This window comes from Okeania sp. SIO3I5, from assembly GCF_010672085.1.
Classification (GTDB): Bacteria; Cyanobacteriota; Cyanobacteriia; order Cyanobacteriales; family Microcoleaceae; genus Trichodesmium.
The window spans coordinates 1-12,021 of sequence record NZ_JAAHHT010000270.1; the positions used below are offsets into that span (position 1 = coordinate 1).

The 12,021-nt window shown below is 36.1% G+C and carries 11 protein-coding genes and 1 pseudogene; 6 read left to right on the top strand and 6 right to left on the bottom strand.

Annotated features, from left to right (window positions below; genetic code table 11):
- Window positions 1-479: 479 nt before the first annotated feature.
- Both cobQ and F6K40_RS34540 read left to right on the top strand, forming a co-directional pair.
- Window positions 480-1,946 carry a cobyric acid synthase CobQ gene (cobQ, locus tag F6K40_RS34535; protein ID WP_293142953.1) on the top strand — a complete coding sequence of 489 codons (1,467 nt, stop codon included), beginning with the start codon at window positions 480-482 and terminating at the stop codon, window positions 1,944-1,946.
- A gap of 347 nt (window positions 1,947-2,293) precedes the next feature.
- On the top strand, window positions 2,294-2,527 hold the full coding sequence (locus tag F6K40_RS34540; protein WP_293142956.1) for a 2Fe-2S iron-sulfur cluster-binding protein: 234 nt from the start codon (window positions 2,294-2,296) through the stop codon (window positions 2,525-2,527).
- Between the two features lie 190 nt (window positions 2,528-2,717).
- On the opposite strand, the gene F6K40_RS34545 is transcribed toward F6K40_RS34540, so the two are convergent.
- From F6K40_RS34545 to F6K40_RS34555, 3 genes are all read right to left on the bottom strand, one after another.
- The gene (locus F6K40_RS34545; protein WP_293142959.1) at window positions 2,718-2,915 is read right to left on the bottom strand and encodes a hypothetical protein; all 198 of its coding nucleotides are present in this window, start codon (window positions 2,913-2,915) and stop codon (window positions 2,718-2,720) included.
- Between the two features lie 27 nt (window positions 2,916-2,942).
- Complete coding sequence (locus tag F6K40_RS34550; RefSeq protein WP_293142961.1) at window positions 2,943-3,137, bottom strand: hypothetical protein; 195 nt, start codon at window positions 3,135-3,137, stop codon at window positions 2,943-2,945.
- Between the two features lie 554 nt (window positions 3,138-3,691).
- A complete protein-coding gene (locus tag F6K40_RS34555) occupies window positions 3,692-4,150 on the bottom strand; it encodes an SRPBCC family protein (RefSeq protein ID WP_293142963.1) in 459 nt (152 codons plus the stop codon).
- Window positions 4,151-4,755: 605 nt separating this feature from the next.
- Between F6K40_RS34555 and F6K40_RS34560 the strand changes: the two genes are divergently transcribed.
- From F6K40_RS34560 to F6K40_RS34570, 3 genes are all read left to right on the top strand, one after another.
- A complete protein-coding gene (locus tag F6K40_RS34560; RefSeq protein WP_293142965.1) occupies window positions 4,756-5,091 on the top strand; it encodes a hypothetical protein in 336 nt (111 codons plus the stop codon).
- A 121-nt stretch (window positions 5,092-5,212) separates the two neighbouring features.
- Window positions 5,213-5,395, top strand: a complete 183-nt coding sequence (locus F6K40_RS34565; protein ID WP_293142968.1) for a hypothetical protein — start codon at window positions 5,213-5,215, stop codon at window positions 5,393-5,395.
- Window positions 5,396-5,947: 552 nt separating this feature from the next.
- A complete protein-coding gene (locus F6K40_RS34570) occupies window positions 5,948-6,193 on the top strand; it encodes a hypothetical protein (protein ID WP_293142971.1) in 246 nt (81 codons plus the stop codon).
- 71 nt (window positions 6,194-6,264) lie between these two features.
- Here the strand turns inward: F6K40_RS34570 and F6K40_RS34575 are convergent, their stop codons facing one another.
- The 3 genes from F6K40_RS34575 to F6K40_RS34585 form a co-directional block, all read right to left on the bottom strand.
- A complete protein-coding gene (locus F6K40_RS34575; RefSeq protein ID WP_293142973.1) occupies window positions 6,265-6,468 on the bottom strand; it encodes a hypothetical protein in 204 nt (67 codons plus the stop codon).
- A gap of 216 nt (window positions 6,469-6,684) precedes the next feature.
- Window positions 6,685-8,154, bottom strand: coding sequence for a 9,9'-di-cis-zeta-carotene desaturase (zds, locus tag F6K40_RS34580; RefSeq protein WP_293142976.1), 1,470 nt, complete (start codon window positions 8,152-8,154; stop codon window positions 6,685-6,687).
- 536 nt (window positions 8,155-8,690) lie between these two features.
- Window positions 8,691-10,322, bottom strand: a complete 1,632-nt coding sequence (locus F6K40_RS34585) for a DUF6930 domain-containing protein (RefSeq protein WP_293142979.1) — start codon at window positions 10,320-10,322, stop codon at window positions 8,691-8,693.
- An 853-nt stretch (window positions 10,323-11,175) separates the two neighbouring features.
- On the opposite strand from F6K40_RS34585, the pseudogene F6K40_RS34590 reads away from it, so the two are divergent.
- Window positions 11,176-11,388: pseudogene (locus F6K40_RS34590) on the top strand (HesB/IscA family protein); the annotation flags it as partial.
- Window positions 11,389-12,021: the final 633 nt, after the last annotated feature.

Here is a 12,021-nt window from a genome sequence, read left to right on the forward strand (position 1 = left end):
ATTATCTGGAAAAGATATTTTACCTGGATTTATATTAGATATGACAAAAATTTGGTAGTTAACTCTATGAAACTGCTACAATAAAACTTAACTAGGTAAAATATTTGATTGAGCTGGTGGCTTGAAATTACTGATAACTGATAACTGATAACTGTGATGGTTGGTTAATTAATCGAAAATCTCAGCAAGTAGAAATTTATCGTGCTGGTAAAAAAGTGGAAATATTAGACTCCCCTGAAACATTATCTGGAGAAGATATTTTGCTTAGATTTATATTAGATATGACAAAAATTTGGTAGTTAAATCTATGGAACTGGTGCAATAAAACTCAACTAGGTAAAATATTTGATTAATCTGGTGGCTTGAAATTACTGATAACTGATAACTGATAACTGATATGACTGTTCCCTGTTCCCTCTTTTCTGGAGATGTCTAATGGATAATGAATAATTGATAATTAATAATGTGGAAAAAAACCAATGAAAGCAATTATGGTAGTGGGAACCACTTCCCATGCTGGAAAATCTCTCATTACTACAGCCATCTGTAGAATCTTATCACGTCGCGGTTGGAGAGTTGCTCCCTTCAAGGGACAAAATATGGCTTTAAACTCCTATGTTACATCCACTGGAGGAGAAATGGGTCATGCTCAAGCAGTACAAGCATGGGCCGCAGGTGTAACTCCTGCAATAGAAATGAATCCAATTTTATTAAAACCTCAAGGAGATATGACTTCCCAAGTTATTATTAAGGGAAAAGCATTAGGTACAGTAGGAGCCGTAGATTATTATCAGCAATATTTTAATATTGGTTGGGACGCTATCCAAGAATCTTTAGGAATTTTATCTCAAGAGTTTGACATTATAGTTTGTGAAGGAGCGGGTAGTCCCGCAGAAATAAATCTGAAGCACCGAGATTTAACTAATATGCGAGTGGCCAAACATTTGCATGCCTCTACAATTTTAGTAGTTGATATTGATCGAGGGGGTGCTTTTGCTCATGTTATTGGTACATTAGAACTACTAGAACCAGAAGAAAGAGATTTAATAAAAGGAATAGTAATTAATAAATTTAGAGGACAGAGATCTCTCTTAGATTCAGGTATTGAGTGGTTAGAAAAAAGAACTAATATTCCTGTCGTTGGTGTAATTCCTTGGATTAATGAAGCTTTTCCTGCTGAAGATTCTTTGAGTCTTTTAGAACAACGTTCTACTAAATCTACAACTGACATTACAATTGTCATCATTAGATTACCAAGAATTTCTAATTTTACTGACTTTGAACCTTTAGATGCAGAGTCTAGTGTCAAAGTTAAATATGTTAATCCTAATGATAGTTTCGGTTATCCTGATGCCATAATCATCCCTGGTTCTAAAACTACTATTAGTGATTTATTAGTCTTACAAAAAAGTGGCATGGCAGAAGCTATCAAAAATTATCAAGCTTCTGGTGGTACAGTAATGGGAATCTGTGGTGGTTTTCAAATGCTTGGCGAAGTGTTAGTTGACTCTCAAGGTTTAGAAGGAAAACAAGGGGAATATAAAGGATTAGAATTACTACCCTTAAGAACTGTAATTACTCCTAAAAAAATTGCTCGTCAGCGGCAACTTATTGCTAATTATCCTTTAGGAAATTTACCAGTAGTAGGTTATGAAATTCATCAAGGTAGAACTAGAGTGACAAAACCAGATATAGTTAAGCCCTTATTTGATGATTATGATTTAGGTTTTGTTAATAGCTATCAGTCTGTCTGGGGTAACTATTTACATGGAATTTTTGATAATGGCCCTTGGCGTCGTTCTTGGTTAAATATTTTGCGTAAAAAACGAGGACTAGATGGTTTGCCGACTGGTATTGCTAATTATAGAGAACAACGAGAAATGATTTTGGATTCAATCACAGATCAAGTCAATCATCACCTAGATTTAAAACCAATATTTCAATAAATTAGGGAGTAGGGAGTAGCGGAGTAGGGGAAAAGAATTGATGTTGATTTTTGATAATTAGAGATGTGTATTTTAGGAAGTAAGGAGTAGGGAGTAGAGCCAAATAATTGATGTTGATTTTTGATAATTAGAGATGTGTACTTTTGGAAGTAAGGAGTAGGGGAGTAGAGGCAAATAATTGATGTTTATAGTGGGATAATTAATTTTCTTTTTGATTATTGGAAATGTTTATTATTGGAAATGTTTATTATAAATTAGCAATTATCTCTACTGAAAAATCTGATAGCTAAATTATGAAAGCTATATCCAAATTATTAACTAGCTCATAAAACCAAATCAAACCAAAGATGAAAATACTTTTTTTGCCAGATAATATTACTGTTGATGCAGAAGTAGGAGAACCTCTTCTAGAAGTAGCTGAACGTGCCGGAGTAACAATTCCAACAGGTTGTTTAATGGGTTCTTGTCATGCTTGCGAAGTAGAACTAGATGATGGTCAAATTATTTGTGCTTGTATTACAGCAGTTCCCCCTGGAGAGAAAAAAATGATCATCAACCTTTCTGTAGACATAGACTGGTAATATTACAGCAATTTTCCAATTAATTATTGATCAAAATGAGTTAGAAATTACAGCATATTTCAGGTAAATAATGTGCAGCAAAAAAAGTTCTTTAAGCAGTTTTTTAAAATGCACGGAATTAATCAAATTAAGGAATTTACTTCATTAGTTTTCCCTCTAATGTAATTCTATTTCAGGATTTAGTAGGATTCTAAATGCTTTTTAATCTTGACTGTTCGATTGATTCGTATAAACAGAAACTTAACGCCAGAAAAGAATTTAAAATATTCTTGCTTGTTCCTATTTTATTTTCAAAATCAAAAACTTTAATGCCGTGACAAGCTTCGCTTAAAATTTGTCTTAGTATCCTTAACTGTTCTAGGGAAATCGATATTTCAACAGTTGACATTTTACTTTCTGGAAAATCGAAAGTTTCTCAAGCTATTTTTATTAATAAAAGTAACTCTTGAACTTCCTCCCTTTCAGCACCTATTCGAGCATGAAATCCTCCTGTTATCTGTTGAAAAATCTCCTCAAAAGTTGAAATTAAAATTTCCAATCCTTTTTTTTCGGCTTTAATCAAAATAATCTCATTATTCTGCAATTCAAATTTCACCAGAAGATTATCCATAATCATTTCATATCAAATCCGGTAGTATCAGTATAAAAAAGCAGAGAAACGAAACCGGGGAAAGTATCAAATACCTAAAAGATTAAAATTTACTTACCACAAACCCGGTTTCTTGTAACTCCGAAGCAAGCAGATTTAATATCAGACTGAGGTAGTGGTTTTCCCTAATCCATCCGCAACTTTTACTATTTTAGGTGTAGGTAAATCTTTTGAAATAAATTTTATCTTCCGCCAAAGTCTTATATAGTTCGATAATCTCATCTTTACTTTCTTTTTGTCTTATTTAACTTTTGGGTTGACTTCGATAATTTCAAGTTTTGAAGATTCATTTAGATGAGTGTATCGCCAATAAATCATTTCTTCAAAATATCGAATACTTATCAGCTCGCTTTGTCATTTCAGTTATCAGTAAATCTTGCTTCACCTAGAGACTTGAAGTACATAATTTTCTTTTTTTTTCTCCTGTTAAAAGGGGAGATTTCAAACCTTATTTATTTGGTCATATCATGTAGATTTAACAAACTTTGAATCTGTTTAATATAGCCAGTTATCAATTACCCATTATTTTCTTGCCGACTCTTAAAAGCAACAGCATAATCACGAAATCTTTCCATATCTGCCATCAAAGTAGATTCTACCATTCTGCTTAAAAAAAAGTTATCCATAATCTTAATTAACCACCCAGGAACTCCGTAAGCTACAGTTAACTTCACAATACTACTACCATGACGGTCATAAAAACGGATAGCCCCTCGGTTGGGTAAGCCATCCACAGACTCCCACTGAATAATTTGATGAGTAACTATTTTCTGAATTCGAGAAAGCCAGCTAAACTCAAAATTACCACTAGCTAATTTCCACTTAGATAAGTCTGGGTTATCTTTAAGAACTTCAACAGATTCAATCCACTTCATCCATTGTGGCATTTGTTCTAAGTCAGACCAGAGATTCCAAACTAAATCAATGGGAGCAGCTACCTCTATCTGTACACTATGTTCTAGCCAATTACTCATAATTTTTAGGGAGTAGGAAGTAGTTAGGAAAAATGGAAATTATGAGAAATAAGGTTCAGATAAGACCAAAACTCATAAGGTATGGAAACATTATACAAGCTTTTCAAATTACAGGAGTGCCCAAAAAAATCCTTATCAGAAAATTCCACTATTCATCCCCTCGCCAGGGTGCTTCAGAAAATAATTTTGATTATTGTGACCTACGCAATAGTTGGAAAATTCCACTATTCATCCCCTCGTCAGGGTGTGCTTCAGAAAATAATTTTGATTATTGTGACCTACGCAATAGTTGGAAAATTCCACTCTTCATCCCCTCGTCAGGGTGTGCTTCAGAAAATGATTTTGATTATTGTGACCTACGCAATAGTCGGAAAATTCCACTCTTCATCCCCTCGTCAGGGTGCTTCAGAAAATGATTTTGATTATTGTGACCTACGCAATAGTCGGAAAATTCCACTATCCATCCCCTCGCCGGAGTGCTTAAGACAATGATTTTGATTATTGCTTTATACGCAATAGAGGAAAAATGTGACTATTCATCTCCCCTCGCCAGAGTGCTTTATAAAATGAATCTATTATTGCTCCATACGCAATAGAGGAAAAATGTGACTATTCATCCCCTCGCCCGGGTGCTTCAGAAAATGATTTTAATTATTGTGACCTACGCAATAGAAGCAAAATTCCACTCTTCATCCCCTCGCCGAGGTGCTTCACAAAATGAATCTATTATTGCTCTATACGCAATAGAGGAAAAATGTGACTATTCATCTCCCCTCGCCGGGGTGCTTCACAAAATGATTTTAATTATTGTGACCTACGCAATAGTCGGAAAATTCCACTCTTCATCCCCTCGTCCGGGTGCTTCACAAAATGAATCTATTATTGCTCTATACGCAATAGTCGGAAAATTCCACTATCCATCCCCTCGCCGGAGTGCTTAAAACAATGATTTTGATTATTGCTCTATACGCAATAGAGGAAAAATGTGACTATTCATCTCCCCTCGCCAGAGTGCTTTATAAAATGAATCTATTATTGCTCCATACGCAATAGAGGAAAAATGTGACTATTCATCCCCTCGCCCGGGTGCTTCAGAAAATGATTTTAATTATTGCCCCATACGCAATAGTCGGAAAATTCCACTATTCATCCCCTCGTCCGGGTGCTTCACAAAATGAATCTATTATTGCTCTATACGCAATAGTCGGAAAATTCCACTATCCATCCCCTCGCCGGAGTGCTTAAGACAATGATTTTGATTATTGCTTTATACGCAATAGAGGAAAAATGTGACTATTCATCTCCCCTCGTCCGGGTGCTTCACAAAATGAATCTATTATTGCTCTATACGCAATAGTCGGAAAATTCCACTACTCATCCCCTCGCCCGAGTGCTTCACAAAATGATTTTAATTATTGCCCCATACGCAATAGTCGGAAAATTCCACTCTTCATCCCCTCGTCCGGGTGCTTCACAAAATGAATCTATTATTGCTCTATACGCAATAGTCGGAAAATTCCACTATCCATCCCCTCGCCGAGGTGCTTCACAAAATGATTTTAATTATTGCTCCATACGCAATAGTCGGAAAATTCCACTCTTCATCCCCTCGCCGAGGTGCTTCACAAAATGATTTTAATTATTGCTCCATACGCAATAGTCGGAAAATTCCACTACTCATCCCCTCGCCAGGGTGCTTCAGAAAATGATTTTAATTATTGCTCCATACGCAATAATCGGAAAATTCCACTACTCATCCCCTCGCCAGGGTGCTGCAGAAAATGATTTAATTAGGGTTTGCTGAAAAAAGCAGAGTGTCGTCTGTTTGGGGAGACAGAGAAAGTAGGAGGAATAATTGTACCTTTATCTTTACTCAGCTTGTCTACCCAAAGTCCTAACTTTTTGGTTACTCAAGCTGAAAAGTTTGCACTTTTTTTACCTCCCAAAATGCTCAAACCTTTACTTGTCAATGCTTTTAGATTTAATCAGCAAACCCTAGTTAGGCAAAATAGGAATTATAGAGCAGTCCGTAAATGTCTATAATTTTTATTGAAATTAAAAAAGACCTCTAGTTCCAAATTGTAGGCAAGCTTAACTTGTCACTCGTTTCCTACCTATAGTTTGCCGTTGACAACAGATGTACATTCATCGAATAGTTCATAAGTAATATTATTAGGGTTTTTAGGACTGCAAATAACTACCTTTTGTAGATTTTCTTGAGCTAAACTTCGATCTATATGAGCAACTTCAAGACAAAGAAAAAATAGAAAAACTGCTATGCAAGTTAACACAATAAATTGTGCTTTACGAAGAAACATTTTATTTCCTTATTATTTATTCAATAATTTTACTTAGCATAACAAGCATATCTCCCTACTCCCTTGATAACAATTTGCAGACACGCCCCAGAGAGCAGACTTTCCTCCATTACCAAAAAATTAAGATATAAAGCCTCTCAATTAATGGAGAAAAAAAATCCTTTAGCCAATCCTCTTCTTTATTTATAAGAAGAGGTAATTATTAATTATTAATTGTTAATTATTAATTGTTGAACTACTCCCTAAAATATTTTCAACATTCGCCAAAATTACCTTAGCTGCTTGCTTACCAGAAATAGTTGCCCCCTCCATACTATCAATATAATCTTGTTGAGTATAACTACCCGCCAGAAAAAAGTTAGGCACAGGAGTCTGTTGATTCGGGCGATATAGATCCATACCAGGAGCTTCCCGATATAAAGACTGAGCTAACTTCACCACACTATACCAAGTCATATTTAATTCCCGCGACGAAGGAAACAACTCATGGACTTGCTTTAAAACATGGTTAGCGATCGCCTCATTACTCTCCTTAATAAAAGGATCGCCCGGCGTCAATACCAACTGTAATAAAGAACCCTCCCCTTGACGATAATAATCTCCCGGACTTGTCAATGCCAAATCAGCAAAACACGAAAAATCAGCATCTGGAGTATAAAGTAAATTATCAAGACCAACAGCACGATCTAATTGTTGACGTTGGTTTTTATCATGTAGCTCCGTCACCCAACCATCAAATCTTAACTGTACCGTAGCCACAGGTACCGCATCCAACTTATAAATATTGTCAAACTCCGGCCATTTCCGCCAAGCTTCAGGTAGAATCCGCTTAATACCTGGTACATCACAAGCAAAAACATAAGCATCAGCAACAATAGTTTCTTCTGTATCCCCATTAGCTACAACTATTCCACTAACAAGAGTTTCTCCATCATTCTCAGAAAACTGAATTTCCCTAACTTGTCGTCTAGTAAAAATTTTAGTACCCCGTTCCTCCAAATAATCAACAATAGGTTTGTGGAGATACTCATAAGGAGAACCTTCCAACATCCGCAACACAGACGCTTCAGTTTTTGCAGCAAACAATTGGAATATTGTCAACATACATCGAGCAGAAATATTATCTGCATCAATAAACCCCAGAGCATAAGCAATAGGGTTCCACATTCTTTTAATGCTTCCATCAGAGCCACCTTGGCCACGAAACCAGTCTCCAAAACTTACCTTATCCAAATCTCGAATAGTTTTCATTGCCCCATCAAAATCTACCAACCCTCTAACTATTGGACTGGTGCCCAGGGCGATCGCATTTTGTAACTTATCTTGCGCCGAGAGCTGAGATGTGGTAAAGAAAGCCTTTAATCCATTAAAAGGCGCTCCCGTCAGGAAACGAAAATCTAGAGAACCTGTTTTGCCCCCCTTATTGATAAAATTGTGGGTATGTTCTTTAAGACGAAGGTTTTTAAAGGCTCCCACTTTTTTCATTAACTCAAAAAGTTGGTAGTAACAGCCAAAGAAAACGTGCAAACCCATTTCTAAATGGTTTCCATTTCCATCTACCCAACTACCTACCTTCCCTCCAACAAAGGGGCGAGATTCAAATATTTCCACTTGATGTCCAGCATCAGCCAACTCTACAGCAGTGGCCATTCCTGCTAAACCTGCCCCTGCGATCGCTACTCGCATTTTTTATTTCCTTACTCAATTTTTTTACAATTTTTAACAATTTTACCAATTTAGGAAACCCTTTTGAGGTTCGAGAAAGTAATTTGCTCTAAAAAAATAGGGAGTAGGGAGTAGTTAGTAGTTAGTAGTTAGTAGTTAGTAAAAATGGGATTTATAGAACCCATTTGGTATCTTTTCTTGAAATACAAAGCCTTCAGGAAAGCTGTTTTAAGGAGCGACTTACAACTATAAGGGTTCAGGAGACCAAAAAATTATGAAAAATGACTGCCAGAATCATCAAACCCATATGGGTATTAGACTTGTAACTTATAAAATAAATACCAAATGGGTTCTATAGAGAAAGACGGTTCACACTAAGACCAAAACTTATGGGATATAGAGAAACGATAAAAGCTTTGTAGAAAAATTTGTCAGATAGTAATTTTGTATCAGTCATCATAGGAGTTTCTTACTTCCCACACTCCCCCTACTCATTACTCCTTACTCCTTACTCCTTACTCCTTACTCCCTATTCCCTATTCCCTATTCCCTATTCCCTATTCATAAGACACTGGCATCAACTTCAATGGCCCAATCCCCAATTCTTGAGATGACAGGAATCTGATTTCAAACAAAGCCATCATATCCTTAAATTCAGGTTGCCCACGGGAAGCACCTGTAATGCCTCTAGCAATAATCAAACCACACCAACCATCAGTAGCAATGCAACGCTCATCCCATTTTTGTTTAGCTTCCTGGTGTACAGGGTCATTTTGCATAAATTCACCAAATAAATGCAATACACCATCATAAGTTTTCAATATACCCAAATCATAATTTTTTTCCTCCATAGGGTCTTCCCCTGGATTAAATCCTATACCATGAAGTCCCTCACCTTCTTGTAAATCTGTTATCAACTTAGTTGCTTTTGGTAGAGAAGTTTGAATTAAAATTATAGGTAGACCTTCTCCTGATGTTTCAATATCTTCCTCTGCTGCCTGATATTGTTTGGTATTATCTCGTAAATATGCCACTGTCTCCCAAGGAACTACTCCCAAACTCAACAAAGAATTTGCTGGTACTAAGTCATCCTTTAGCATCGGCATTTCAATTTCTAACTCTCCATCGCCTTCCGTCTCAGTCTCCATAGCCATTTCATATAACTCTTCTGCTACTTCTGGCATGGTAGTTACTTTCACTGATACTACCTCATCTGATTTTGGTATGGGAATCCGGTAGCGACTACTAATACTAGGGAAGTTATCACCTATCATTTTCTTACGGGAGGCTCGCAAAAAGCGATGTAGTGCTTCTAAAGTAACCAATGTTGTGACTGCTTCCTCTTCATAGAGAACAGACCTTAAACCTTCTAAAGGATGTAAATTACCAAAATTGGCCTGAATTTCAGATATTGATAAATTTTCTAGGTTTCTATCCCCATTCTGATTCTGCTCATCCTGAAAACTATCATAAGTAATGAAAAGGCAATCTTGTCCTAAAAAAGCTTCTTCTAAATTTTCATAAGATTTTTCATAAGCTACCCTTTCTCTAAACCTTTTCAGAGAATCTAAAGAGCGATACAACAAAATTCCATAGTCCATGCCCAATTTACCCAAAACACAGACATATAGATTTTCAATATCCCATTGATTAAGTTCCACACAGATGATTTGATGTTCTCCTAATATTTCCCACGGAGCATCATCCCAAACTTGCTCTGCTTTTTCCACTAAAGCTTCTGCATATTCAGGAGGTAACTGAGGCGGACGATTATCCGATACTTCTTGTAGTCCCCGAAATATTTCATCAATTAGAGGTAAATCTGGTACATAATCAATTGTAATTCCCAGGTTTTGTAAGACACCCCTGAGAAAAAATTGAATTTCTCGGTCTTTAACTACTATTTTTTGTGGCCTAATTGCTGGAGCTGGACTTTGAGGATTTTCCATAGCTCGCAATAATGTCCGAACAATTGCTTCTGGGCCTGTATCTGGCGTCACCATATCCATCGCTCTGACCATACCATGGGAGCCATCTACCCAGATAATACATTCGTTTGTTGTTTCTGATTCTAATTCTGGGTTAGAGCTTGAGTCTGGAGATATAGGACGGCGATCGCCTTCCCATACACTAGGAACTTGTTGTAATTTTTGTAACCTACGAATTGTTGAAGGATTGAGAGCTGCCATAGACTAAGCCTGTAAAAGTGAAGCTATTGCTGGATATTTTTTCTTTTGACCTTAAACCATATTTCGAGCCATGTATTCTTATATACATTTTTCTGGAACGGCCTTGCTAGCATTAAGTAAGAGAGTTATATCTTTAACTATCTAAACTATTGCTAGAATTAAGGGATATAATAATACAAAAGTGTTGAAACTTACTATATAATTTACACCTATCTTTTCAATGATTCTACCATACGATAATTAATAGTCTTTATTAAATCATAAAAACTATTAATTAATAACTTATGGTATTAACTAGCTATCTGCTTTTTCTTAGTTCATGCTGCGCAAATAGCATTTCAAATAGCATTTAGCTATTAGCTAAAAATTCAAGACTAACTATCTCCCACTATAGAATGAAAAGCATTTTGTGGTGCTTGGTTCCTCGGAGTTTTAATTCCTTATTATAAACCATTTTGAAGCTTATTGTTGAGTCCTACTTTAATCTTAGACTAAATATTTATATTTTTTATATTTATATCATGTATCATGTCTGCTTAATTAGCAATAGAAATCTGTTCCACCTAAGCAACTCAAAAAATTTATCCTCCTAATACTTTCAAACTTCCTCCTGAGTTCTGACTTATGAGGAATCCCTAATTATTTATTATTTTCAAAATTTTCAAATATTTTTATTATTCTCAACATCTCGGGTCTTAAAGCACAATGTGTATATCTTAAAAAAAATATTTTTGATTAATCGTAAATATTCAAGGTATTTATCAGTTCGATTTTGAAGAATGTATATAAAATATACTTAAGTAGTAACAAATAACTATTAGACACTTATAGCAGTATAAGGAGCTAGAAAAAAATGACACAAACTACTCAGTCTCAAAAAAAAGGAATTCTGATGACCGAATCTGCTGTCAAGCAGGTTCTCTTCTTGAGAGAGAAACAAGGAAAAGACCTTTGCCTACGAGTAGGGGTACGTCAAGGTGGATGTTCTGGAATGTCTTACACAATGGATTTTGCCGATCGTAGCACAATTACAGAAGATGATGAAGTTTTTGATTATGATGGATTTGTGCGACTCGTTGGTTAGTCAAGACTGCTGAAAAGCAGGTATATCTAGCCTTCCAGGTCATAACATGAAGTAAAACTTCGACCTGTGAAAACTCTTATATCCTTAGTGGTGAAATTCCACCGCCTTGTTGTTGGGTAGAAAGCATAGGCCACATGGTAGCGACTGAACATCAATCCATGAAGCTGGTCTAAAAGCGGGAAAATACCAGTTACCGAGGAACGATACCGCAAGCAAAGGCTGACAAGTGGACGTACAGAAAGCAATTAAACTCTCGTGACATAAATCCATTCCAAAGGTAGCTATGGGATGTAGGACGAAAGTCAGAGGGTCAATGGGTGATTCCATATGTCCGGAATCATCGACAACCATACCGAACCCTCCGGGAGATTTTGCCTCACTAAATCAGCCGTAATAAAGGAATAAGGGAACGAGGAAACCTCTCTAAGACACCTAAGAATAAAGGTCGAAATCTTAGGAAGCCATTCAAGGTCAATCTGCACAATGGTTGCAGGTCTTAGGGAGAGTAGGATTGGGTAAGAAGCATACTAATTAATAATTAATAATTAATAATTAATAATTAAGAGCGGACGAATAAGAGTAAATATTCAGTATCTGAATTGCTTAGTTTTCCCT

Bases quoted from the DNA above. Each gene is read 5' to 3' on its own strand.
- cobQ (WP_293142953.1), top strand. From the start codon at position 480: ATGAAAGCAATTATGGTAGTGGGAACCACTTCCCATGCTGGAAAATCT.
- F6K40_RS34555 (WP_293142963.1), bottom strand. From the start codon at position 4,150: ATGAGTAATTGGCTAGAACATAGTGTACAGATAGAGGTAGCTGCTCCC.
- F6K40_RS34540 (WP_293142956.1), top strand. From the start codon at position 2,294: ATGAAAATACTTTTTTTGCCAGATAATATTACTGTTGATGCAGAAGTA.
- F6K40_RS34585 (WP_293142979.1), bottom strand. From the start codon at position 10,322: ATGGCAGCTCTCAATCCTTCAACAATTCGTAGGTTACAAAAATTACAA.
- F6K40_RS34550 (WP_293142961.1), bottom strand. From the start codon at position 3,137: ATGGATAATCTTCTGGTGAAATTTGAATTGCAGAATAATGAGATTATT.
- F6K40_RS34545 (WP_293142959.1), bottom strand. From the start codon at position 2,915: ATGTCAACTGTTGAAATATCGATTTCCCTAGAACAGTTAAGGATACTA.
- zds (WP_293142976.1), bottom strand. From the start codon at position 8,154: ATGCGAGTAGCGATCGCAGGGGCAGGTTTAGCAGGAATGGCCACTGCT.
- F6K40_RS34575 (WP_293142973.1), bottom strand. From the start codon at position 6,468: ATGTTTCTTCGTAAAGCACAATTTATTGTGTTAACTTGCATAGCAGTT.